The organism is Agrobacterium genomosp. 13 str. CFBP 6927 (assembly GCA_900012615.1).
GTDB lineage: Bacteria > Pseudomonadota > Alphaproteobacteria > Rhizobiales > Rhizobiaceae > Agrobacterium.
On sequence record LT009757.1, the window covers coordinates 292884 to 318023 of the forward strand.

The 25140-nt window shown below is 59.6% G+C and carries 22 protein-coding genes; 14 read left to right on the forward strand and 8 right to left on the reverse strand.

Features of this window, described 5'->3' with window-relative positions; genetic code table 11:
* Positions 1-338: 338 nt before the first annotated feature.
* From AGR13A_RS15665 to AGR13A_RS15675, 3 genes are all read left to right on the forward strand, one after another.
* Complete coding sequence (locus tag AGR13A_RS15665; protein ID WP_080837339.1) at positions 339-2657, forward strand: EAL domain-containing protein; 2319 nt, start codon at positions 339-341, stop codon at positions 2655-2657.
* Between the two features lie 29 nt (positions 2658-2686).
* Positions 2687-3580, forward strand: a complete 894-nt coding sequence (locus tag AGR13A_RS15670) for an amino acid ABC transporter substrate-binding protein (RefSeq protein WP_080837346.1) — start codon at positions 2687-2689, stop codon at positions 3578-3580.
* Between the two features lie 71 nt (positions 3581-3651).
* Complete coding sequence (locus tag AGR13A_RS15675) at positions 3652-4554, forward strand: amino acid ABC transporter substrate-binding protein (protein WP_080837350.1); 903 nt, start codon at positions 3652-3654, stop codon at positions 4552-4554.
* Positions 4555-4596: 42 nt separating this feature from the next.
* Here the strand turns inward: AGR13A_RS15675 and minE are convergent, their stop codons facing one another.
* The 3 genes from minE to minC are packed head-to-tail and all read right to left on the reverse strand — an operon-like array spanning position 4597 to position 6438.
* Positions 4597-4857: a cell division topological specificity factor MinE gene (gene minE / locus AGR13A_RS15680; RefSeq protein ID WP_003500829.1), complete on the reverse strand. Its 261-nt coding sequence runs from the start codon at positions 4855-4857 to the stop codon at positions 4597-4599.
* Complete coding sequence (gene minD / locus AGR13A_RS15685) at positions 4854-5669, reverse strand: septum site-determining protein MinD (protein WP_003510752.1); 816 nt, start codon at positions 5667-5669, stop codon at positions 4854-4856. The genes minE and minD overlap by 4 nt, the downstream gene beginning before the upstream one ends.
* A gap of 37 nt (positions 5670-5706) precedes the next feature.
* The gene (minC, locus tag AGR13A_RS15690; RefSeq protein WP_167377561.1) at positions 5707-6438 is read right to left on the reverse strand and encodes a septum site-determining protein MinC; all 732 of its coding nucleotides are present in this window, start codon (positions 6436-6438) and stop codon (positions 5707-5709) included.
* A gap of 412 nt (positions 6439-6850) precedes the next feature.
* Between minC and AGR13A_RS15695 the strand changes: the two genes are divergently transcribed.
* The 9 genes from AGR13A_RS15695 (at position 6851) to aztD (ending at position 16944) form a co-directional block, all read left to right on the forward strand.
* A complete protein-coding gene (locus AGR13A_RS15695; protein ID WP_080837354.1) occupies positions 6851-7537 on the forward strand; it encodes an HAD family hydrolase in 687 nt (228 codons plus the stop codon).
* Positions 7538-7919: 382 nt separating this feature from the next.
* Positions 7920-8636 (forward strand): FadR/GntR family transcriptional regulator, encoded by a 717-nt coding sequence (locus AGR13A_RS15700; RefSeq protein WP_035220791.1) that lies wholly within the window; start codon positions 7920-7922, stop codon positions 8634-8636.
* A 62-nt stretch (positions 8637-8698) separates the two neighbouring features.
* Positions 8699-9673 carry a sialic acid TRAP transporter substrate-binding protein SiaP gene (locus AGR13A_RS15705; protein ID WP_035220792.1) on the forward strand — a complete coding sequence of 325 codons (975 nt, stop codon included), beginning with the start codon at positions 8699-8701 and terminating at the stop codon, positions 9671-9673.
* Between the two features lie 60 nt (positions 9674-9733).
* On the forward strand, positions 9734-10306 hold the full coding sequence (locus AGR13A_RS15710) for a TRAP transporter small permease (protein ID WP_020809476.1): 573 nt from the start codon (positions 9734-9736) through the stop codon (positions 10304-10306).
* Between the two features lie 4 nt (positions 10307-10310).
* Positions 10311-11717, forward strand: coding sequence for a TRAP transporter large permease (locus AGR13A_RS15715; RefSeq protein WP_035220793.1), 1407 nt, complete (start codon positions 10311-10313; stop codon positions 11715-11717).
* 69 nt (positions 11718-11786) lie between these two features.
* Positions 11787-12833 (forward strand): L-idonate 5-dehydrogenase, encoded by a 1047-nt coding sequence (locus AGR13A_RS15720; protein WP_080837356.1) that lies wholly within the window; start codon positions 11787-11789, stop codon positions 12831-12833.
* Positions 12834-12849: 16 nt separating this feature from the next.
* Positions 12850-14058, forward strand: coding sequence for a mannonate dehydratase (gene uxuA, locus AGR13A_RS15725; RefSeq protein ID WP_080837358.1), 1209 nt, complete (start codon positions 12850-12852; stop codon positions 14056-14058).
* A 350-nt stretch (positions 14059-14408) separates the two neighbouring features.
* Positions 14409-15353 carry an oxygen-dependent tRNA uridine(34) hydroxylase TrhO gene (gene trhO, locus AGR13A_RS15730; protein ID WP_080837361.1) on the forward strand — a complete coding sequence of 315 codons (945 nt, stop codon included), beginning with the start codon at positions 14409-14411 and terminating at the stop codon, positions 15351-15353.
* 340 nt (positions 15354-15693) lie between these two features.
* Positions 15694-16944 (forward strand): zinc metallochaperone AztD, encoded by a 1251-nt coding sequence (gene aztD, locus AGR13A_RS15735; RefSeq protein WP_080837364.1) that lies wholly within the window; start codon positions 15694-15696, stop codon positions 16942-16944.
* A 69-nt stretch (positions 16945-17013) separates the two neighbouring features.
* Here the strand turns inward: aztD and AGR13A_RS15740 are convergent, their stop codons facing one another.
* From AGR13A_RS15740 to AGR13A_RS15755, 4 genes are read right to left on the reverse strand one after another with little or no spacing between them, the layout of a single operon-like run.
* A complete protein-coding gene (locus AGR13A_RS15740; protein WP_080837366.1) occupies positions 17014-18012 on the reverse strand; it encodes a TRAP transporter substrate-binding protein in 999 nt (332 codons plus the stop codon).
* Positions 18013-18028: 16 nt separating this feature from the next.
* A complete protein-coding gene (locus AGR13A_RS15745; protein WP_080837369.1) occupies positions 18029-19861 on the reverse strand; it encodes a TRAP transporter large permease in 1833 nt (610 codons plus the stop codon).
* A gap of 28 nt (positions 19862-19889) precedes the next feature.
* Positions 19890-21017 (reverse strand): LLM class flavin-dependent oxidoreductase, encoded by a 1128-nt coding sequence (locus AGR13A_RS15750; RefSeq protein ID WP_059758165.1) that lies wholly within the window; start codon positions 21015-21017, stop codon positions 19890-19892.
* Positions 21014-21865: an ABC transporter substrate-binding protein gene (locus AGR13A_RS15755; RefSeq protein WP_080837371.1), complete on the reverse strand. Its 852-nt coding sequence runs from the start codon at positions 21863-21865 to the stop codon at positions 21014-21016. The genes AGR13A_RS15750 and AGR13A_RS15755 overlap by 4 nt, the downstream gene beginning before the upstream one ends.
* A 211-nt stretch (positions 21866-22076) precedes the next feature.
* On the opposite strand from AGR13A_RS15755, the gene AGR13A_RS15760 reads away from it, so the two are divergent.
* Positions 22077-22442: an ArsR/SmtB family transcription factor gene (locus AGR13A_RS15760; protein ID WP_035220809.1), complete on the forward strand. Its 366-nt coding sequence runs from the start codon at positions 22077-22079 to the stop codon at positions 22440-22442.
* 1 nt (position 22443) lies between these two features.
* Positions 22444-23073: a glutathione S-transferase family protein gene (locus tag AGR13A_RS15765; RefSeq protein ID WP_080837373.1), complete on the forward strand. Its 630-nt coding sequence runs from the start codon at positions 22444-22446 to the stop codon at positions 23071-23073.
* A 6-nt stretch (positions 23074-23079) separates the two neighbouring features.
* Here the strand turns inward: AGR13A_RS15765 and AGR13A_RS15770 are convergent, their stop codons facing one another.
* On the reverse strand, positions 23080-24915 hold the full coding sequence (locus AGR13A_RS15770; RefSeq protein ID WP_080840220.1) for an ABC transporter ATP-binding protein: 1836 nt from the start codon (positions 24913-24915) through the stop codon (positions 23080-23082).
* Between the last annotated feature and the right edge of the window lie 225 nt (positions 24916-25140).

Below are 25140 nucleotides of genomic sequence, written 5' to 3' on the forward strand. Positions count from 1 at the left end.
CTTTCCTGAAATCCGACAGTGCGCACAACATGCCGTTTATCGGCTGCTTGGCAAGGCCGGTCGGCGTCCCCAGCCGCAGAGAAGTCGACTTGAGAAACGCGCAAAGGTTGTCATACTGACTTGGCCGTTTTGTTTCAGGGCATGACCGCAAGCCTGCGATTCTTTCAATCTGCGATGCAGGAACGCTGGGGCTTACACGAGCGGCGACTATAAAAAGACGGATTAATTCTTAATCGCATCTAAACTTTGTTGAATTATTTAGCAGACACCGTTGAAATGCATGTCCTATAAAATTCCATAAAACAATTATAACGCGACATCGCGGGGGACTATCGCGCATGGAAGAGACTGCCTATCGGGGGATAGATAGACAGACTGAACCCGGCCACACGCTTCGCACAACGACGCAGCCGGCATCGGGCCGCCTTTCGCGGCGGCGTTCGCTCGCCAGCAAGATAACCCTGATATTTCTGGGCGGCGTGATTTTTTCCTACAGCATCGGCGCGCTTGTCGGCTGGTACATGTTCGTTGCCGCCGCCAGCGAGCAATGGCTCAACCAGGCCCGCGTCAATTCACAGATCGCCAGCGCGACGCTGCGCAGCATCTACACCTATGTCAGCGTCACCGCCGATACGGACGGGCAGGTCAACGGCATATTGACGGACAAACCGATCGGCGACGACGAATCCATCCTCGTTACCGGCTTCAATCCCAGTGACGTTCTCGCCCTCATCGGCGCGCAAACCAAAAACGCCGTCTGGCTTTTCCGGTATGACGAGGACGATTCCGGCTTCCGGCAGATCGCGGCCGCCTTCGACAACGCCACCGACGATGACGAAAAACCGCTCGCCACCGATCCCATCTTCTCAAGAGATGCCGTGGCCGCCCGTTTCGCCACCGGCTTTGCGACCATTGGCGAGTCGAACCATTATATCGGCCTGCTGCCGATCATCAGCATTGAAACGAAGAAACCGATCGGGGCGGTCGCCGTCAGCATCGGCGGTTCGGATGAGCTGTATGGCGCGCAACGCAAGCTGATCTACAATTCGCTCATTGCACTGATCGTGGTGCTGACCGTGACCGGTGTCCTTGTAACGGTGATTGCGCGGCACTTCCTGAAACCCGTTCCGGCTCTGGTGCAGGCGACGCTGCGCATCGCCCGCGAGGAAACGGATGTCGTTACACCGTTTCAGACGCGCAGGGATGAAATCGGCGATATGGCCACGGCCATCGAAACGCTGCGTGAGGCGGTTCTGGAACGCGGACGCCTGCGGCAGATACGCGACATGGCGCAGCAGCTGGAACATATGGCCCACCATGACGCCCTGACCGGACTGCCCAACCGCGTACTGCTGATGAAGACGCTCGAAAACCGTCTCGAGCACCTTTCCGCGTCGGGGCAGCCGTTCAACGTCATGCTGCTCGATCTCGACCGCTTCAAGGCCGTCAATGACACGCTGGGCCATGCCGCCGGCGATGCCTTGCTGGTGGCGGTGGCATCGCGGATTTCTGCCGTGCTCGGTGAAAACGACATGGTGAGCCGCCTTGGCGGCGATGAATTCGCGATCATACAGTCGGCAAGCGCTGACTGCGAGAGTAGTGCTGCGATGCTGGCGGCGCGGGTGGTGCATGCGGTCTCACGCAGCTTCAACCTCGAAGGCAGCAAAATCAGTATCGATACCAGTATCGGCATCGCCTGCGCACCGGGCCACGGCACATCCGCCACCCAGCTTCTGCAACATGCCGATCTCGGCCTTTATCGCGCGAAATCCATGGGCTGCGGTTATTTCGTGTTTTACGAACCCGGCATGGACATGGCGGTGCAGCACAAGCATGCGCTGGAAATAGACATGAAGTCCGCCCTCGAAAACCGCGAATTTGAGTTGCATTACCAGCCCGTCGTCAATCTGCAGAGCGGTCGCATCGTTGCTTATGAGGCGCTGGCCCGCTGGCGTCACAGCAAGCTTGGCCTCATCGCCCCGGACCGTTTCATCACGCTTGCCGAAGAAAACAACTTCATCAAACCTCTGGGTGAATGGGTGCTGTCACAGGCCTGCCAGGACGCGATGAGCTGGCCCCGGGACATCCGGCTCGCCGTCAATCTTTCCGCCGTGCAGCTCTGCAATGACGACATCGTCCCGATTGTCGACAGGGCGCTTGAAACATCCGGTTTTCCGGCGGAGCGTCTGGAACTGGAAGTGACCGAAACGGCAATGCTGGAGCGCGATAGCAGCGCCCGCGCCCTGAAGCTTTTAAAGGAAAGGGGTGTGCGCCTCGTGCTCGATGATTTCGGCACGGGTTATGCCGGGCTCAGCACATTGACCCATGTTTCCTTCGACAAGATCAAGATCGACCGCGAATTCGTCTCCGGCCTGCCCGGCAATCCCATGTGTTCGGCCATCGTCAACACCATCATCGACATGGCTGAACAGATTGGCCTGAGAGTCACTGCCGAGGGCGTGGAGGACGAGCAGCAGGTCGAGGCGCTCAAGCTTTCGGGATGTGACGAGGCCCAGGGCTATTACTTCGCCGAACCGGCGCCGCTTGCCCATATCCTCAAGAACCGTGCCGTCATCACGCCGATCGGGAAAGACGGGTTTGACGACGCCGGTCGGCCGATACAGGAAACCTATTGCCCACCACAAAAAGCGATTTGAGAAACCGGCTACCAGACAAAGGAAATAAAATGCGCCTTGCAGTATTTTGCCTTTTCCTCACATGCTTTGCTCCCATCACCCCGCTGCAGGCCGCCGGCGAAGGCGACACGCTTCAACAGATTGCCAAGACCGCAAAGATCCGCATCGGTTACCGCGAAGCCGAGCCACCCTTCTCCTATCAGTTGCCGAATGGAGAAATCACCGGCTTCTCGACCGATCTCTGCCGGGCGATCAGTGAAGATATCCGCAAACAGCTTAAGCTCGACCGGATCGACCTCGAATATGTGAAGGCCACGCCCGCAACCCGCTTCATCCTTGTCCGCAGCGGCCAGATCGATATCGAATGCGCGGCGACGACCAATAATAGCGAACGCCGGAAGGTGGTGGATTTCTCCTATCCGAACTTCATGACGGCGACGCAGTTTCTCTCTCGCAAGCAGGACAACCTCAAAAGCCTTGCCGATCTTGCCGGAAGGTCCGTCACATCCGCCTCCGGCACGGTCAATATCGAGCAGCTGAATGCCGTGAACCGGCAAAAGAACCTCAATATCTCGGTCATGCCGACGAAAACCAACGAGGAAGCGTTCGAACTTGTCGTTGCCGGCAAGGCCTCCGCCTTCGTCATGGACGGCATATTGCTGGCGGCGCTGGCAGCAACCTCCGAAAACCCAGACCTCTATGCACTTTCGGAAGACACGCTGAGCGCGCCCGAGCCTTACGGCCTTGTTTTCCGGCGCGACGATCCGGCCTTCAAGGCCGCGGTCAACGAAAGTCTGCGCCATATCTTCACCGGCCCCGCCATTCACGGCCTTTATGAGAAATGGTTCACCAAGCCCATTCCGCCGAACGGCATGAACCTGAACCTGCCAATGGCGGCCTCCCTGAAACAGGCCTATGAAAATCCGGCCGAATACCGGGACTGACGTGCAAGCGGCACGCGGCCCCTATTTTTTACGAAGACATGTTTTGGATTTATATTAGCTGGAGATGCGCGATGCAGAGATCGACATTGTGGCTTGCTCTTGGGGTTTTAAGTCTTCTGCCCGCCACTGCGGCCGGCGACGATACCCAGCCACCGACACTTGAAACCATTGCAAAAACCGGCACCATCCGGCTGGGTTATGCTGACCGAAACGTTCCTTTTTCCTATCTGGGCACCGGTCCGGAGCCGATCGGCTACAGTATCGAGCTTTGCCTGAGGGTGGCCGAATCCATCAAGAAGAAACTGGGCCTGCCGGAATTGAAGATTGATTTCGTCAAACGCACCCCCAGCAACCGCATCATGCTGCTCAACGACGGCACGATCGACATGGAATGCGTGGCGAGCACGAATACGGAAGAAAGACGCAAGGCCGTGTGGTTTTCCTACAGCCATTTCATCACCGGCACCCGTTATGTCGCGCTGAAATCCAGCGGCCTCACCACCGTCGGCGATCTTGCCGGGCGAACCGTGGTGGTGACGACGGGAACCATCAATATCGCTCAGCTCAATGTGCTCAATCGCAAACTGGGGCTGAATATCGCGGTTCTGCAAAATGACAGCACGGAAGGCGGGTTTGAGATGGTGACGGAAAACCGCGCCTCGGCCTTCGTCATGGACGATATTCTCCTGAGATCCTTCGTCGCCGAAACTGGCAGGCCGGAAGACTATTCCATCTCGAACGAATATCTCGCCCCGCCGCAGCCCTATGGCCTGATGCTCCGTCACGGCGATACCGGTTTCCGGGACGCCGTCAACGACGCGCTGGGGCAAATCTACGCAAGTGGCGAAATCGAGAAAATCTACGACAAATGGTTCAACGCGCCGATCCCGCCGAACGGCATGAACCTCAAACGCCCGCTGCCCGGCGATCTGGAAGAAGTGTTTCGAAAGCCGGTCGATACGACGGCTGAATAAATGAAAACGCCGCCCGGTGGGGCGGCGTTTTCGCAGGAAACATCACGCGGCGCGCAGGTCGGCGCTCAAGGGGATTTCGACGTCGATCTCGAGTATCGAGACATGCTCGTCACGATCCATCTTCACATGCACCCGGTCATTGTCGATCTGGACATGCTTGGCGATGACGGCGAGAATTTCTTCCCTGAGGATGGCGACGAGATCGGAGCCCGACGACGCCCTCTCGTGAGCCAGCAGCACCTGCAGGCGCTCACGCGCAAGCGGGGCCGACTTCTGTTTGCGGAAGAGACTGAAGATGCTCATGCAGCCCTCCTTGCGAAGATTTTGGAGAAGATACCCCGCTTCTCGCCCGGAATGACCACCGGAATGTCCTCACCGGACAGCCGGCGGGCGGCATCGAAATAGGCCATGGCCGGCGCGCAACGGGCGTCCGCCAGAGTGACCGGCGCACCGACGTTGGAAGCGCGCAGCACATCCGTGCTTTCGGGAATGATGCCGAGCAGGGGAATGGAGAGAATTTCCAGGACGTCGTCGACCTTCAGCATGTCGCCGCGTTCGGCGCGGGCGGAATCGTAACGCGTCAGAAGCAGGTGCTTTTCCATGCGCTCGCCGCGTTCGGCCTTCAGCGTCTTGGAATCCAGCAGGCCGATGATGCGGTCGCTGTCGCGCACCGAGGAGACTTCCGGATTGGTGACGACGACAGCCACATCCGCATGGCGCATGGCCAGCGTCGCGCCGCGCTCGATGCCGGCCGGGCTGTCGCAGATCACCCAGTCGAAATGTTTCTTCAACTCGGCAATAACCCATTCGACACCTTCCGGCGTCAGATTGTCCTTGTCGCGCGTCTGCGAGGCAGGCAGCAGGAACAGCGTTTCGAGGCGCTTGTCGCGGATCAGCGCCTGGGTCAGCTTGGCATCGCCCTGGATGACGTTGACGAGATCGTAAACCACCCGGCGTTCAGCACCCATGACGAGATCGAGGTTGCGCAGGCCGACATCGAAATCGACAACCACGACCTTCTGCTTGTTCTGCGCCAGTGCGGCGCCAAGCGCTGCGGTCGAGGTGGTCTTGCCGACCCCGCCCTTGCCGGAAGTAACAACGACTACCTTCCCCATACGGCTCTCCTGTTCCTGTGTTGTCTTCAGTGTTTCTTCAGCCAAGTTTTTCGGCCTTTATCGTATCGTTTTCCAGCCAGAGCTGAACGGGCTGGCCGCGCAGCTTGTCGTCAATATCCTCAGCCACCTTGTAGACGCCGTCGATGGCAAGCAGCTCCGCCTCCAGCTTGCGGCAGAAGATGCGCGCCGAGACATTGCCGAGCGAACCGGCCATCGCACGTCCGCGCAGCGCACCGTAAATATGCACCGAACCACCCGCGATGATTTCCGCCCCCGAAGCGACCGAGCCGATGACGGTCACGTCACCTTCGGGAAACATGATCGACTGGCCGGAGCGAACCGGCTCGTTGATGACCAGCGACTGCACGACGGCACGAACTTCGCCGGAAGCACGCGGCTTCTCCTCCGGCAATTCGACGGCGGTGACGGCAACCGGCTCCACCTCGACATCGGAGGCGGGCTTTCCACCCTTCAGCGACGGCGGCATGCCGGGTTCTATCATCGAGGGGCGAACACCCTCGATCCCCATGATGCCGACATTGCGCTCGGTCAGCGCCGCCAGCAATTCCTTCAAGCCCGCCTTGTCGAGCGTGAGCTCCGACACATCCAGGACCACCGGACGCGACAGGAAGAAACCCGCCGAACGCGCGGCAAGATCATCGAGCCTTTCCAGCCATTGATCGACCGGAGCTTCAGGGGACAGGACGACTGCGAGGAAGGAGCGGCCTTTGATACGGATGGAACGCTGGTCTGTTAGCACTTTGGTCATCTTGGTAAACAAATCGTTGACAATTAGGTACCTCGAATATGGTTAACAAATAGTTAACGGAGCCCTTAAAGCGACGGTTTCGTTAAGAAAATTCGATCCTGAAAATTCTCATGCAAAACATTCGGAAATGCTCACTACTCGCTGATTTTGCGTATTTTCATCGCTCGCGAAAACTCATGATAGCGGCCTATCCTTGCTGCAACCTGACCTCCCGCATCACCGGATAGCGCACCGCCTCCCCTGCCCGCCTTCACCCGAGTCGCCGGCAGTCTGAAGCGTCCGACTCTGGAACAGCCATGACCGCTACAGACCGAAAGATCGTCATTTGCCCCTCCGGCGGAAAAGCGATTCCGTTATCTCCGCCAATGCTGTAGACACGAGGGCAACTCCACACGTCCAACGGAAAAATGACATGCACAGCAAAGTCCCGCCGGCCAGCCAGATGTTTTCGCGCGAATATGACGCCTTCCTGTTCGACATGGACGGAACGCTGCTCAATTCGATCGCGGTGGTGGAACGTGTATGGCGCGAATGGGCCGTGGACAATGGCATAGAACCGAACGCCTTCCTGCAACGCATCCACGGCATGCGCGCATCGGAAGTGGTGCGCCGCGAGGCGATTCCCGGGCTCGATATCCAGGAACAGGCGGATATGCTGCTGCAAAAGGAAATGGAGGATGTCGAGGGCATTCTCCAGATTCCGCAGGCAGCGGCCTTTCTTGAGAAATTGCCGGCTGGAAAATGGGCGATCGTCACTTCCGCCGCCCGCGCACTTGCCGAACTGCGTCTGGCGGCAGCAGGCCTCACACCGCCCCCTGTCATGATCTGCGCCGAGGATGTGGTGAACGGCAAACCGGACCCGGAAGGTTACAAAAAAGCAGCAGAGAAGCTCGGCGTTAGGCCTGAAAACTGCGTCGTCTTCGAAGATGCACCCGCCGGCATTCAGGCCGGGGAAAGCATGGGCGCAACGGTGGTGGTGATCAATGCCACCCATTCGCACCCCATCGAAACGCCGCATCATTCGATTGGTGGGTATGGTGAGCTGGATGTCGTCATTGGTGAGAATGGCGCTCTGAGGCTCGCGGGCAATAGAGGCTGAAGAAGGCTGCCTGCGTTTAAGGCCTCGGCACTATTTTCAACCTTAAAGCGGCAAGTCAGTCGCTTCAGACTGTCCGGCGCAACCTTTTCCCGTCATTCCGGCCTTGAGCCGGAATCCAGCCGACGCGGCTCTCACGCGCCGGGAAGAGTCCTTTCAGCCCAAGGACTTGGGCTGGCTGGATCCCGGCTCAAGGCCGGGATGACGGCAGTGGTAAAAGCCCCGGAATAAGACAACGCCCGACCTGCTGAACAGCCTCAAACTCCTCCCCCACTTTTCCACCACCGGCCGATTGACAGTACCGCACAAATGCGTCCTAATAAAATTGGTAAGACCATCTTACCGCTTGCGCGATCGGGGGAGACTTTCGCGCTGGGAGGACATCATGTTTGTGGCTCTGGAGCCGCGCCGCCTTTACCGGCTGGTCGCGGAACAAATTCGCTTGCTCATTGAGACGGGAGAGTTGACCGATGGTCAACGCCTGCCGGCGGAACGCGACCTTGCGGAACGTTTCGGCGTATCCCGCCCGACGGTGCGGGAAGCGCTGATCGTGCTGGAAGTGGAAGGCCATATCCACATCCGCATGGGCTCGGGCGTTTATGTGAACGCGTCGCGCAAGCCGGACAAGGAAAAGCCGGCAATGCCGGATGCGCATGGGCCATTCGAAATCCTGCAGGCGCGCTGCATCATCGAAAGCGCAATTGCGGAGGAAGCGGCAAGGCTTGCGACACCGGAATGCATCGCCAAGCTCGATGATATCATCGAACGCATGGCCGGCGCGCTCGACAGCTCGCCGCAGGCGCTCAATTTCGACCGGGCCTTCCATACCGCGATTGCCGATATCATCGGCAATTCGGCGCTCAATCGCTTTACCGGCCTGATCTATGACGAGCGCAGCCTGTCACCCTTTTTCGAAAAGCTCGCCAGCTATTTCGAGGGGCCGCACACCTGGAACCTTGCCGTTCAGGAACACCGCGCAATCCGCGACGCCATTGCCGCCAACGACCCGGAAGGCGCACGCGAGGCGATGCGGCAGCATCTGACGCTGTCGCAAAAGAGATTTTCCGAAAGTTTCGGGGAGGAAACGATCGGGGAAGAGTGACCGCGCCGCAACCGGCGACGGGAAAAATGAGAAATCTGACTTTAATTCGGGAGGAGTTAAGAATGAAAATCAGATTGTCGACTTTGATGGGCGCGACAGCCGCCATCCTGCTTTCCGCCCTGGCGGCGCAGGCGCAGACCACGCTGAAATGGGCGCATGTCTACGAGACCTCGGAACCTTTCCATACGGATTCGGTCTGGGCCGCAGAAGAGATCGCCAAGCGCACCGACGGCCGTTACAAGGTGGATGTTTTTCCCGCCTCGCAGCTCGGCAAGGAAGCCGATATCAACCAGGGCCTGAAGATCGGCACCGTCGATATCATCATTTCCGGCTCGAGCTTTGCCGCGCGTGACTTCAAGCCGATTGGCGTCACCTATTTCCCTTACATCTTCCGCGATCCGAGCCATCTGATCGCCTATACCAAGAGCGACATCTTCAAGCGTCTCGCCAAGGGTTACGAAGACAAGACCGGCAATCACATCGCCGCCGTCAGCTATTACGGCACACGTCACACCACGTCGAACAAACCGATTGCCGCCTGCGCCGACATGGCAGGCCTGAAGATGCGCGTTCCTGACGTTCCGGCCTATCTGGCCATGCCGCGCGCCTGCGGCGCCAACACAACCCCGATTGCCTTTGCGGAAGTCTATCTGGCGCTCCAGAACGGCACGGTCGACGCCCAGGAAAACCCGCTGACCACCATCGAGGCGAAAAAGTTCTTTGAAGTGCAGAAGAATATCGTCCTGACCGGTCACATCGTCGACCACCTCAACACGGTGATTTCGAAGAACCTGTGGTCGCAGCTCTCCGATGCGGACAAGAAAATCTTCACCGAAGTCATGCAGGAAGCCGCCGTGCGGACCACCAAGACCATTGAGGGCCGCGAAAAAAGCCTCGTGGAAGACTTCAAGAAGCGTGGTCTCACCGTCGCCGAGGTGGACAAGGCTGACTTCGAGAAGAACGTTCTGGAGAAGGTGAAGTTCGAGGACTTCGGTTACGACAAGGCCGACTGGGAAGCCATTCGCGCCGTCAAGTGAGCCAAGATCCGGTGCGGCTTCTTTGCCGCACCGCCCTTTCTCTCCAGACGGGATATCTCAATGTCGCAGGAAATCCATACTCAGGTCACGCCTGAGGAACTCGCCCATACGTTCGATGAGGCGCCGCCCGAGGTCGATCTCAAGGTCTATTCATTCGAGGACTGGGTCACGCTCGGCCTTTTCTGGCTGATGACGGGCTGCGTGTTCCTTCAGTTCTTCACCCGTTACGTGCTCAACAACAGTTACGCCTGGACGGAAGAAATCGCCGTCAACTGCCTGATCGGCGTGGTGTTTTTAGGTTCGGTCATGTGCGTGCGCATGTCGCGCCACATCCAGGTGGATGTGCTTTATCATTACGTCCCGCCGCAGGTGGCCCGCGCCATGTCGATCCTTGTTGATGTGCTGCGCATCCTGTTCTTCGCCTATACGTCATGGCTGATGTGGCGCTATCTGGAAATCGTCGCGGATGAAGAAATGGTCACCGTGGCGCTGCCGCGCAACATCGTTTTCTACACGGTTCTGGCCGCTTTTGTTCTGATGTTCTTCCGCTCGGTGCAGGTCTTCATCGCCAATATGCAGCGTGGTTATTCCGTTCTGGAACGGCCCGAAGAATTCCAGAGCGCGGGGGATTGATCAGATGCTACTTCTTATCGGCTCTTTTCTTCTCCTGATGCTGATCGGCCTGCCGGTCGCCATTTCCATGGCCTCGGCCTCGCTGCTCTACATCGTGTTTTACAACGTCGCGCCTGACATCATCGCGGCGCAGCGCCTGATCGCGGGTGTGGAAAGCTTCCCGCTTCTCGCCGTTCCCTTCTTCATCCTTGCTGGCAACCTGATGAATACGGCAGGTGTGACGGGACGCATCTATTCCTTCGCCGTCGCGCTGGTCGGCTGGATGAAGGGCGGCCTCGCGCAGGTCAACATTATTGGCTCGGTGATCTTTTCCGGCATGTCCGGCACCGCGCTTGCCGATGCGGCCGGTATCGGCACCATCGAGATCAAGGCCATGAAGGATCACGGTTATCCGGTCGAAGCGGCCGTCGGCGTCACCGCCGCCTCCGCAACGCTCGGCCCGATCTTCCCGCCGTCACTGCCCTTCGTCATCTACGGCATGATGGCGAATGTCTCGATTGGCGCGCTGTTCATGGCCGGCATCGTTCCGGGCGTCGTCATGACGCTTTTGATGATGATCACGGTTGCGGTCTTCGCCTATATCAAGGGCTGGGGCTCCGATACGCCGTTCAGCCTCAGAACCATCTTCGGCGCGTCGATAGAAGTCTTCGTGGTGATGATGGTGCCGCTCGGCATCTATATTCTCACGGCGTTCGGCCTGTCGCTCAACCTGTCGATCCTGATCGTGCTGGTGATCCTGCTCGCCTGCGACTGGTATTTCGACTTTTCCGCCGTGATGGCGCTGATGACGCCGGTGATCCTGATCGGCGGCATGACCATGGGCTGGTTCACGCCGACGGAAGCCGCCGTTGCCGCCGTTCTGTGGTCGCTGTTCCTCGGGCTTGTCCGTTACCGGACGATGACCTTCAAGACGCTGGCGAAATCGACCTTCGATACGATAGAGACGACCGCTTCGGTGCTCTTCATAGTCGCGGCGGCATCTGTCTTCGCATGGCTGCTCACGGTGAGCCAGGCGGCACAGCTTCTGTCGGCGGCGATCCTGACGATCACCGACAGCAAGTGGATTTTCCTCGTGCTGGTCAACCTCCTGATGCTGTTCGTCGGCTGCTTCCTCGATACGATTGCGGCGATCACCATCCTCGTGCCGATCCTGCTGCCGCTGGTGCTGCAGTTTAATATCGATCCGGTGCATTTCGGTCTCATCATCACGCTCAACCTGATGATAGGGCTGCTGCATCCGCCGCTCGGCATGGTGCTGTTCGTGCTCTCGCGTGTGGCGAAACTCTCCGTCGAACGTACCACAATGGCCATTCTGCCATGGCTGGTGCCGTTGTTCGTGGCGCTGCTGCTGATCACCTTCGTTCCGGCCATTACTTTGTGGCTGCCGACCGAAATGGGCCTGATCCGCTAACGCCAACATCATCGCCCGCGCGGTTTCCCGCGCGGGCTTCTTCATCCATACACATATGAGGGCATCGTCATGCAGACACGCGTGGCACGTCTATACGGCCAGAAGGACATTCGCGTCGAAACGCAGGACCTTACCGCAGCGGGACCCGGCGAAGTGCTGCTTGCCATGGCGGCGGGCGGCATCTGCGGCTCCGATCTGCATTATTATCAGGATGGCGGCTTCGGCCCGGTCCGTGTGCGAGAGCCGATCATCTGCGGACATGAGGCATCCGGCCATGTGCAGGCGCTGGGAGACGGCGTCAGCGACCTTGCCATCGGCCAGCTCGTCGCCATCAATCCGTCCCAGCCCTGCGGCCATTGCCATTTCTGCCTGAAGGGCCAGCCGATCCATTGCCTTGAAATGCGCTTCATGGGCAGCGCCATGCGCCTGCCGCACGAGCAGGGCATGTTCCGCGACCGGCTGGTGGTTCCCGCCAAACAATGCGCGACATTTTCAGAGGATACCTCACCGGCTGAAGCCGCCTGCACCGAGCCGCTCGCAGTGTGCCTGCATGCCGTCGCACAGGCCGGCGATCTGGCAGGTGCAAAGGTGCTGGCGACCGGCACAGGCCCCATCGGCCTCCTGACCATCGCCGCCGCCCGCCACGCCGGGGCAAGCATCATCGTTGCCACCGACCTAACGGATGCCGCACTTGAACGCGCCCCCGCCATGGGTGCCGACCGCACGATCAATGTCGCGAAAGACGCCGAGGCGCTTTTGCCCTATCAGGACAACAAGGGTTATTTCGACGTCATTTTCGATTGCTCCGCAGCCGGTCCGGCACTTCGCACCGCCTTTGCCTGCGTGCGCCCGCGCGGCACCATCGTGCAGGTGGGCGTCACCGGTGACATCACCATTCCGCTCAACGCGCTGGTGGGCAAGGAAATCCTCTGGCGCGGCTCACAACGCTTTCATGAGGAATTTGCCGTCGCCGCCGGGCTCATCTCCACCCGCAGGATCGATGTACGACCGATCATTTCCCACAGCTTCCCGCTCGGCGAAGCGAAAGCGGCCTTCGAACAGGCCGGAGACCGCTCCGCCGCCTGCAAGGTGCAGCTGACATTTTCCGCAGACTGATATTTGAGGATTTAAGATGAGACACACATGGCGCTGGTTCGGTCCTGTCGACAAGGTCACGGTTCAGGATGCGGCTCAGGCGGGCGCTGAAGGCATCGTCAGCGCGCTGCATCACATTGCCACCGGCGATGTCTGGCCGGTGGATGAAATCGCCAAACGGCATGAGGCGATCAAGGCCGGCGGTCTTTATTGGGACGTGGTGGAAAGCGTGCCCGTTTCCGAAGATATCAAGACCCAGACCGGGGATTGGAAAAATCACATCGCCAACTGGCAGGAAACCCTGCGCCGCCTCTCCGCCTCTGGCATCCGCACCGTCTGCTATAATTTCATGCCCGTGCTGGACTGGACCCGCACGGACCTGCGCTGGGAAACAAGGCACGGCGCAAAGGCGATGCGTTTTGATCTTCCCGATTTCGCCGCCTTCGACATCCACATTCTGAAACGCCCCGACGCAAAGGCCGATTATCCGGACTGGCTGGCGGAGGACGCGGCAAAACGTTTCGCAGACATGCCGGACACGAAAATCGCCGCCCTCGGACGCAATATCGGCGCGGGCCTGCCCGGCTCGGCGGATGGTTACACACTCGCCCAGCTTCTCGAAAAACTGCGCTCCTATCACGGCATCAACCGCGAAAGGCTGCAACAGAACCTGATCGATTTTCTATCGGAGGTGACGCCGGTTGCCGAGGAGGTGGGTATCAACATCTGCGCCCATGGCGACGATCCTCCATGGCCGCTGCTCGGCCTGCCGCGTATCCTGTCGACGGAGGCGGACTATGCCCACATGCTCTCGCAGGTCGATAGTCGCGCCAATGGCGTGACACTCTGCACCGGCTCCCTCGGCGCGCGGGCGGATAACGACCTGCCTTTCATCGCCAGCCGTTTTGCCGATCGCATCCATTTCGTACATCTGCGCAACGTGACGCGCGACACGGACACCGTCCCCTGCTCCTTCTTCGAGGATGAACATCTGGAAGGCGGAACCGATATGGTCGCCGTCATCGCCGCACTCCTCACCGAAGAAGCGCGCCGCCGGGCGGAGGGCCGTGAAGACCATACCATTCCGATGCGGCCCGATCACGGCCAGGAAATCCTCGATGACCTGACACGCGGGGCCCAGCCCGGCTATCCCGCCATCGGCCGGCTGAAAGGGCTGGCGGAGCTGCGCGGCATTGAGCGCACCCTGTCGCACGGACGTTTCGGGCTGGCTAAGGGTGAGCGCTGAGCGAACCTTTATTCCTGCATGACAAGGATTTATTGTGCCGGTGCATATAGTGATCTGTCATCCGGCCTTGAGTCTACATCCAGGCTGCCCAAGTCGTTGAACTGAAAAGAGTCATCTCGACGCGCGGACGCGCGTCGGCTGATAGGATCGCTGAAGACGTATGCCTCACGATACTCAAATGGTGGCAAGCCACGCGTCAATGGCAACGGTGGCATGAGAATCCTGACAGTTTTTGTGTTGCAACGAAATATATAGGAAACCTCAAAAGCCGAGAATTTGACGATCTTCAAAATACCCGGACCCGCTGATAAATATTGCTTTGCGGCCGCCGTCGCTGTATTTCAGCGCCCATGACCGACACCACCATTCTCCCCCGCCCGGAAGTCACTGGCGATTTCCTTGTGGCCGCGCTTTATCATTTCGCCCGCCTGCCGCGGTTCGAAAGCCTGCGCGAGCCATTGTTCGAGCTCTGCCAGAATAATGGCGTCAAGGGTACGCTGCTGCTTGCGGCCGAAGGTATCAACGGCACCATTGCCGGGACGGATGCGGGCATTCACGCTGTGCTCTCCTTCCTGTGCGCCCAACCGGAATTTGCCGCGCTGGAGCACAAGGAAAGCCGGGCGTCGCACATGCCTTTCGTGCGCATGAAGGTGAAGCTCAAGAAAGAGATCGTCACCATGGGCGTGCCGGATATCGATCCGAACCGCATCGTCGGCACCTATGTCGACCCGCGCGACTGGAACGAGCTGATCTCCGATCCGGATACAATCGTCATCGACACCCGCAACGACTACGAGACCGCCATCGGCCTCTTCAAGGGTGCGGTCGATCCGCAGACGAAAACCTTCCGCGAATTTCCCGACTGGGTGAAGAACAATCCCGGCCTGCATAACAAGCCGAAGATCGCCATGTATTGCACCGGCGGCATTCGCTGCGAAAAGGCCACTGCCTTCATGAAGGAACAGGGCTTCGACGAGGTTTATCACCTCAAGGGCGGCATTCTCAAATATCTGGAGGAAGTGCCGGAAGAAGAAAGCCTCTGGGAAGGCGCCTGCTTCGTGTTCGACGAGCGCGTCTCGGTCGTTCATGGGCTTGCCGAAGGCGACCATAAGCTCTGCCACGCCTGCCGCAACCCCATCACCCCGGAAGTGCGGCAATCGCCGCTGTTCGAGGAAGGCGTTTCCTGCCCGAGCTGTTATGATGACCGCACCGAAGAGGACCGCCAGCGGTTCCGTGATCGGCAGCAACAGATCGAACTGGCAAAGAAGCGCGGCGAGCGGCATCTGGGACGGTAAAACGGGCCGGCAGCCGATTTGGCTGGATAGGCTTTGCCGAACACCCTTCCCTCATCCTTGAGGGGTACGAGACTATATTTGATTTCAGCGGGTTGCGTATCCTCGGGTCAATCCCGGGGATAGTGTCGCGTTTGCGGCCCGGGACCGATGTTTCAACTCTCATTTGCGTCGCTAACCGCACCTCTGCGGATTTTCAGAACTAAGGGCGACCACATCGGTTGACACGGACCCCGCCGATAATGCTAATAGGTTTACGTAACGTAATAACATTACAATCATTCTCATAGGGCTGACATCGGCCCTGATCTGTATGGGGATGACAACGTCTGGAAGGAACACCATGAGATTCTCCCTTCACCAGCAACTTGGCATGAGCGCGCTCGCCACATGCCTGACACTCGCCACCTCCCTATCCTCCGGCATGGCGCAGGCGGAAGAAAGCAAGGACGGCGTCAAGGAATGGCGGCTTTTCGTCGCCGATCATAGCGAACCGGTCGTGCGGGCCATCGATTTCGAAACCGGCAAGGAACTTGGACGCTACGATCTGAAAGGATATGCGGCGCTGACGGCCAGCGCCTCGGGCAAGACGGTTTTCGCCACCCAGTCGGATGCCGACATGGTGCATGTGATCAAGACCGGCATCGTCTTTTCCGATCACGGTGAGCATCGCGATCTGGATGTGGAAGATGCAGCGCTGCTACCCGTCACTTTTGAGGGCAAGCGCCCCTTCCACGTCGTACCGCACGATGACCATGCCATTCTTTTTTATGACCGTGGCGGCAAGGCGGAGATCATCGATGAAGCAGCCCTGCTGGATGGCAAGGCAAAGGTTCGTACCGTCGATACGACCGCTCCGCATCATGGAGTTGCGGTGACGATGGGCCGTTACGTTCTGGTGTCGGTGCCCAATACCGACATCGAAACGAAACCCGATACGCTGCCGCCCCGCATTGGGCTGCGTGTTCTTGACAGGGAAGGCAAGCAGGTTGGCGAGCAGGCGGCATGCACCGATCTGCATGGCGAGGCGACATCCGCACGGCTTGCGGCCTTCGGCTGCAAGGAAGGCATTCTCGTTGCCCGCCCCGGCGGCACGGATGGCCCGAAGCTCGAAATGCTGGCCTATCCGGAAGATTTCCCGAAAGCCTATACCGGCACGTTGCTTGGCGGCAAATCCATGCAGTTCTTCCTTGGAAACTACGGTGAAGACAAGGTTGTCCTGATCGATCCTGATAGCAGGGACGCCTTCCGTCTGGTGGAACTGCCGACCCGGCGTGTCGACTTCATTCTCGATCCCGCCAATCCGCGCAACGCCTACATCCTGACGGAAGACGGCGATCTACATGTGCTTGACGTGCTGGAAGGCGCCATCACCCGCAAGGCGAAGGTCACCGAACCCTACAGCAAGGATGGCCATTGGCGCGATCCGCGTCCGCGCCTCGCGGTTGCCGATGGGCAGGTCGCAATTTCCGATCCGCGCCATTCGCTGGTCCGCGTGGTGGACGCGGAAAGCCTGAAGGAAACCCGCACGGTTGCGGTGGAGGGCCAGCCCTATTCCATCGTCGCCGTTGGCGGCTCCGGCGCTTCGCACTGATACCGAACAAAAGAAACCCCGCGCGCCCGAAGGACGCACGGGGTTTCCTGATTTTGATGGGCCGTATTATCAGGCCGACTGCACAGCCTGTATCTTCTCGATGCCGCCAACAATGCCGGAGAAATCCTGCCAGACGCCCTGCGCGCCCTTGCGCCATTCGTCCAGTGCTTCCGGCTGCAGCACCTTGCCGCCCTTCGAAAGCGCAAGCTCGACGGACTTTACTTCGTCCTCGACGATCAGCTGGTTGAAATATTGCGCGCCTTCGCTCGAGGCTTCCAAGAGAACCTTCTTCTCTTCGTCATCCAGCTGGTTCCAGAAGGTCGCACCGTAATAGACGACGCCTGAAGCCCAGATGTGGCCGGTTTCCGTCAGATAGGGCACGACCTCGTAAAGCTTGAAGCCGGCATAAGCGGACTTGGTGAGATCCATGGCATCAGCCACGCCGGTTGCCAGCGCATTATAGGTCTCGGTGATCGGGATACCGACCGGGGTGGTGCCGAAGGCGCTCCAGAGCTTGGTGTGCAGCGGGCTCTGGATGACGCGGATCTTCTTGCCTTCCAGCTGCTCCGGCCGGGTTACCGGCTCCTTGGTCAGAAGATGGCGAGCACCGTAATTGATGAAATCGGCGGCGATGAATTGCTGGGCGGCGAGCTTCGTCTTCAGATCAGTGCCAGTCTCGCCCGTCACCACCTTGCGCACATGGTCGGCATCGCGAAACAGGAAGGGCAGATCGAGGATCTGCAGTTCCGGCACCCAGCCGGAAAGCGAGGAAACGGTGGAAAGGCTCGCCTGAACCGATCCGAGCCGGATATTTTCCGCCACTTCCTTTTCACCACCCAGCGCACCGCTCTTGACGATGTTGAAGCGGAAACGGCCGGGCAGCTTCGCTTCCACCAGCTCGCTGATCTTCACCCAGATTTTCGTCTCCGGCTTGTCATCGGCAAACAGCGAGGCAACCGTGAGGCTGCGGGTTCGAGCATTTGCCGTGCGCACAAAGGCCGGAGCGGCAAGCGTTGCGGCGCCGATGGCGGAGAGTTTGAGGAGATTGCGGCGATCGATAGTAGTCATGATTGAAACCCCAAATTTAGAAGAAAATGGCCCAGGCGCACAGAATGGCGAGGGAAACGAGAAGAGAGACGAGATAGGGAACGACGGCGCGGAAAAGCGCGGTCGCCGGAATACGGGTGACGCCGCTGACCACGAAGATCAGCATGCCGAGCGGCGGCGTCAGGCCATGGATCATCAGATTGACCACGAGGATGACGCCGAAATGGATCGGATCGATGCCGGCGGCCACGGCCGCAGGCAGCAGGATCGGCCCGAACAGCAGAATGGCCGCGCCGATATCCAGCACCAGTCCCACCACAAGCAGGATGAGGTTGGAGAGCAGCAGCACAGCGATCTTGCTGCCGCCGAGCAAAGTCACGAAGTCAGTGACGAGGCCCGAGACATTGTCGACCGCCAGCAGGAAGGCGAAAGGCCCCGCCGTGCCGATCAGAAGACCAATGGCCGCCGCCTCACCAGCCGATTGCCGGAAGGTCGCGAAAATGCGGCCTGCCCCCAGCCGGTAACCGAAACCGAGAAACAGCGTGTAGAGAGCGGCAAGAGCCGCAGCCTCCGTGGTGGTGACAACGCCGATGCGGATGCCGACCACCACGATGACGCCAAGCCCGAAGGCAGGTATCGCAGCTATGGCCGAACGCCAGCGTTCGCTGCCTGTCGCGCGCGGCAAGGTATCGACGCTGCGCACGCTGAAATGGATCGCCACCGCAAGGCAGACCGCCATCAGCCCGCCGGCAAAGAAACCGCCGACCAGCAGCGAGCCGACCGACAGGTTGGTCGCCGTGGCGAGGATGAGAAAGGCGATGGAAGGCGGAATGACATTGTCCAGCACGGAGGTGGCGGCAATGATCGCGCCCGCCTGCGCCGGAGGATAGCCATGTTTCACCAGTTCCGGCTGGAAGGTGGAGGCGCCGAAGGCGGCATTGGCGACCGATGAGCCGGACGCGCCGGAAAACAGCACGCTGGTCAAAAGCGTCGTCTGCGCCAGGCCTGCGCGCCGGTGGCCAACCATGGAGGCGGCAAAACGGACCAGCTGGTTGGCGACGCCCGATTCCGTCAGCAGGCTTCCGGCCAGCAGGAAGAAGGGAATGGCGAGCAGAAGGAATTTCGACATGCCGGTCACGGTTGACGAAACGATGGCCGGTTCCGGCAAGGTGCTGCCGAAGGCAATCGCCACATAGGCGGCGGCAAGGAAGGCATGGGCAAGCGGCGCGGCGAGCACGAGCCCCACGGCCGCCGTCAGCGCCAGAAACAGGCTCGGCGGCAGGCTCGTATCAACGAAAACTTCCGGCAGACCAACATAGGCCACGACTGCGATGGCGAGAGATGTGAGAACGGCAAACAGCTTGCCTTCACTGATACGCTGAAGTGCCAGATAAAGAAGGATAAGCGCGCCGCCTGCACCCAGAAAGCCGAAACGCACCCATTCCGGCAGGCCAAGCGTCGGAGACGTGCCGCCGAGCATCGCCGCGATCTCTACCCCGCCGAAGGCGAGGATGAGTGCGGCGACAAAGGAGAAGGCATCGGCCAGCACTTCGGTTACCGCGTGAAATCGCTGAGGCAAAAACCGCACAAAAACGTCAAGCCGCATGGCGAGAGCGCTTTTGAGGCTGAGCGGCGCACCGACCGCGATCATGGCCACATGCAGCCAGATGCCGAGGTCTTCCGCGCCGATAAAGCCGGTATGGAACAGGTAACGCAGGGTGACGTTGACCAGCACCACCACGAGAAGCGTTGCAAGGATCGCGGCGGCGACTGCGCCGAGCGCCTTGTCGAGAATGGCAAGCGCCCGCTCTGCTGCGAGCTGCGGGCCGATGCGCCGTTGCGCGATTGTTGTTGCCGGACTTGCCGTCATGTCTTGTCTCTCCACTCCCGCACCATGCTCAGGAGGCCTTGGCCGAGAGGTCGCGATCGAACAAAGTCGACCATGTGAATTGTTTTGCCGTCGAGACCTCACGCGATACGTCAAGACGCGGCAGAACCTTTTCGCCGAAGCGGAAAGCCTCTTCCAGCAATGGCATACCGGAAAGGATGAAGGTATTCACGCCCGCCTTCTTATAGGCCTCCAGCGTGCGGATGACAGTATCCGGCGAACCGACAATCGCGGTTCCCGGGCCCGGACGAACAAGCCCGATGCCGGCCCAGAGGTTGGGCGCGATTTCGAGATCGCGCAGATTCTCCGGCTTCTGCCCGCCATGCATCGCCGTCATGCGCTGCTGGCCGACGGAATCCGTCTTGCCGACGAAACGCTGATTGGCGGCAATGGCCCGCTCATCCATGCGCCCGTAGAGATCGGCGGCGGCGGCCCAGGCCTCTTCATCCGTATCACGCACAATAACATAGAGACGAATGCCGTATTCCAGCTCGCGGCCAAGCTTCTCCGCCCGCGCCTTGACGAGATCGACCTTTGCGCCGATCTGGTCCGGCGTTTCACCCCAGGAAAGATAGGTCTCGACATGTTTGGCCGCGACATCGATGGCCTTGTCCGAGGAGCCGCCAAACCACAATGGCGGAGGCTCGATGCCCTGCCCCACCGGCAGCGCCAACTTTGCGCCCTCCGTCTGGAAATGCCGCCCCTTGAAATCGACTGTTTCGCCGGCAAAAAGACGGTGCCAGATCTGCAGATATTCATCCGCCATATCGTAACGCTCGTCATGCGGCATGGTCATGCCGTATGCGCCGAGCATCTTCGCATCGCCCGAGACGACATTGATCAGCAGGCGTCCGCGCGAAAACTCCTGAAGCGTTGCCGCCATCTTGGCGAGCAGCGTCGGCGCGACAAGGCCCGGATGAATGGCGACCAGAAACTTTAGCCGCTCGGTATAGGAAAGCAGCGCGCCCGCCAGAACCCAGACGTCATGCGCGCCTGTGGCAAACAGCGCACCGGTATAACCCAGCTGGTCGTAAGCCAGAGCCAGCTGTTTGTAATAACCGAGATCGACCTTGCGGGACCCTTCCGGCTGCCAGGGATAAGCGCCGTCGGGCGCGCACATGTACCAGAAAACATTCATCTGCCGCCTCCCGTGCTGGCTGATTGCCCGGTCAGAACCGGTAAAGAGAAATGACCGTGCCTGTAAAGCGTATCGGCCTCCTCCTGCTGTTCGGCAAGGATATTTTCGGCAGCGGCCACGACCGAAAGGTCACGCGACCTCAGCACCTTGGCCCAGGACTGCGCATCACCTTCGCTGCCTGGTTCCGCGGCGAGAAGGGCGGCGGCTTTGTCGATATCCGCCATCACGGCCCGGCCGACGCGATCCAGTTCAGCCGCAATTGCCTGCCCTGTCTCGCCCGCTATGTTGTGGCGCGCAAGCGTCCAGAATAGCGAACGGTTGGGAATGGTCGAGCCACAGCGAACCAGAAGGCTGATCTCCTCATGGGTCAGGGCCTTTTCCAGCCGCGGCGACATCGTCACCCAGGCATCGACACGGCCTTCCACGAGATCGCGCAGGCTATCGCTGTCGCCGCTTTCAATACGGGTCACATCCGCAAGGCCAAGCCCCACGCCTTCCAGGCTGCGCGCCAGCAGATAGGTGTGAAACGATCCGTCAATCAACGATATGCGTTTTCCCGCAAGATCCGCTGCGGAGCGGATCGGGGTGTCGCGCCTCACGAGGATCGCGCCATTGGCGGGCCGTGGTGCGGACGCGGCGATATAGACCGCTGAAAGCCCGCGTGCATCCGCCTCAATGGGCGGCGTCGAACCAGTACCGCCGAAATGGATTTCGCCCTTTTCCAGAAGCGCCGCCGTGTCGCGGCCTTCACGATAGGCCACGAATTGCGGATCGAATTCTTCAAAGGCGCCGGGCCAGAGCCGGGCGAGCCGTAAATGCAGATTGTTGGGATGGACCCCGATTTTCATGTCGACACCTCATTTCGCAATCAATCTACTTTTTTATAGAATGTTTTCGAGGAACGTTTTGGCGATCCTCGGCCGGAAAGCGAAAGAGAAATCTACTAATCCTGTAGATTTTAAAAAATGCTTGATCGGGTCGAACTAGCTTTCATCAAGCCATTGAAATTTATCACCATACATTCTACTTTTTTGTAGTTTGAAAAATGGGCCTGTAGTCGTGACGAAACCGGTTTCCAATCTCATCTGCCGCAGCGTGGTGGAAGCGAGCGAGCTTTTGAAGCTTGTCGCCAACGCCAATCGTCTGGCCATCGTCTGTTATCTCATGGAAACGGAAGCTTCCGTTTCCGCACTGGAATACGAACTCGGCATCCAGCAGCCAACGCTTTCGCAGCAACTTGCCGAATTGCGCGACGCTGGTGTGATCGAAGGCTCGCGGGAAGGCAAAGCGGTGATCTATCGTGTCACCGATCCGCGAATTATTGAGCTCGTTCTGACGCTACGCGGTCTTTACACGGACCTTTCCGACGTAACCGGCAAGAAAGGCAGACGGGCACTGCCGCTGGATGAGGCGATGTTCGACTAACATGATCGACCTTTATACCTGGATCACACCCAACGGCCTTAAAATCTCGATTGCACTGGAAGAACTTGGCCTGCCCTATCGAAGCCACGCCATCGACATCGAAAAAGGCGAGCAATTTGCCGCCAATTACGTCCGCATCAATCCCGGCTCGAAAATCCCTGCGATTGTCGACGATGAAAACGGCACCGTCCTGACGGAATCGAACGCGATCCTGATCTATCTTGCCGAAAAGGCAGGCCGGCTTCTGCCCGCCGCCGCGACCGAGCGACTGGTTGTCACCGAATGGCTGATGTGGCAGGCTGCCAATTTCGGCCCGACACTCGGTTATGCCCATTATTTCCTGACCTACCATGCCGGACAGGCCCCCTTTGCCGAAACGCGTTTCGCGGCAGATGTGGCGCGGCTTTACCGGACATTGAACGACCGCTTGAGTGAGCGGGAGTTCGTGGCCGGCGATTTTTCAATAGCCGACATTGCCATCTGGCCATGGGTCTCCCGTTTCGCCCGCCACAGGATCAACCTCGACGACTTTCCAGCCGTGCAGACATGGTATCGCCATCTCGGACAGCGGGAAAGTTTTAAGCGCGGTTACCGTATACCTTTCGCGACATTGGATGTGCCGGGCCTGTAACCAGCTTCAGCAGGCAACGAGGTGGCCGGGCGAAACCTCGCGATATTCACGCGGCTTGACGACATAATCGACGGCGCGGATCGGGCTTTTCAGCTCGTCATTCGCAGCACCCCGCCGCGTGTTGCGGCGATCCGGATCCGGCACCGGCACGGCCGCCATCAGCTTGCGGGTATAGTCATGCTGCGGATTGTCGAAGACAGCGGCGCGTGGGCCGATTTCGACGATCTCGCCGAGATACATCACCGCCACCCGGTGGCTGACGCGCTCCACCACCGCCATATCATGGCTGATGAACAGGAAGGCAAGGTCGAGGCTCTGTTGCAGATCCAGCATCAGGTTGATGACCTGCGCCTTGATGGAAACATCGAGCGCCGACACGCTTTCGTCGGCAACGATCACCTTGGGCTGAAGGGCGAGCGCGCGCGCTATGCAGATGCGCTGGCGCTGGCCGCCGGAAAATTCATGTGGGTAACGCGAAGCCATGTCCGGTGAGAGACCGACTTTTTTGAGCATGCCGGCCACCACATCCTTCGCCTCGCGGGCGCTTCCCATGCGGTGCTCCAGAAAAGGTTCGGCAATCGCCGCACCCACCGTCATACGCGGATTGAGCGAGGCGAAAGGGTCCTGAAAGATCATCTGAACCGTCTTGCGCATATCCCGCATGCCCGTCTTGTCGAGGGCGAGAATGTTTTCGCCGTTGACCACGACCGAGCCGGCATCCGGCTCTATCAGCCGCATGATGGCGCGTCCGGTGGTGGATTTGCCGCAGCCGCTTTCGCCCACCAATGACAATGTTTCACCGGCCCTGAGATCGAAGGACACGTTTTCCACCGCGTGGACGCGGCCACTGAGCCGTCCCAGAAGACCGGAGTGGATATCGAAACGCTTGGTCAGCCCCTCCACCTTCAGGACCGGCTGTGCGGCGGCGTCGACTGTATCGGCCGGACGCGCCGGCTCCTGCGTTTCACCCGTGGTGGTATTGACGATGGGAAAACGGAGCGGTCTTTCCTCGCCTTTCATCGACCCCAGAACCGGAACGGCGGACAAAAGTGCGCGCGTATAGGGATGTTTGCCGCGATGGAAAATATCCGCCGTCGCACCGACTTCCACCTGCTCGCCGCGATACATGACGACCGTGCGGTCGGCGATTTCGGCGACCACACCCATATCATGGGTAATGAAGAGGACCGACGTGCCCTCCTCTTCCTGCAGCGTCTTGATGAGGTCGAGGATCTGGCCCTGAATGGTCACATCGAGCGCCGTCGTCGGCTCGTCGGCGATCAGGAGCTTCGGTTTGGAGGCGAGCGCCATGGCGATCATCACTCGCTGACGCATGCCGCCGGAAAAGCGGTGCGGATATTCATCGAAGCGCGAGGCGGCAGACGGGATGCGGACCTTTTCGAGAAGGCGGATCGTCTCCGCCCGCGCTTCAGCTTTCGACATCGGCTGGTGGCACAGCAAAGCCTCGGAAATCTGGTCGCCGATGGTAAAGAGCGGATTGAGGCTGGTCATCGGCTCCTGAAAGATCATGGCCACTTCATTGCCCCGCACCCGCCGCATGGCATCTTCGGAAAGTGACAGCAGGTTGCGACCGCCGAGCAGGATTTCACCCTGCACCCTGCTGCTTTCGCGGTCCAGCAGCCGCATGATGGAAAGCGATGTAACGCTTTTGCCCGAACCGCTTTCACCGACGATCGCAACCGTCTCGCCCGGCCCGACATCGAAGGAAATATCACGCACCACGGGCTTCCAGCCGCCATCCACGTGAAAAGACGTGGTGAGATTGCGGACGGAAAGCACGGCATTTTCGGCACCAAGCGGTGCTGCCTGCGGCATGGTCATGATCGTTCCCTTCTTTTTATGTTTCAACTCAGGCACAGCGTTGCGGCAAATTTCTTCTCCCCGCCGGGGAGAAGGTGGCCCGAAGGGTCGGATGAGGGGGCGACGTTTGAGATAGACCGCACCCTCGCCCCCCACACGCACACCGCCGCGCGCGCGCGCGCGCGCGCGCGCGCGCGCGCGTCGTCGTCGTACCGTACCGTACCGTACCGTACCGTACCGTACCGT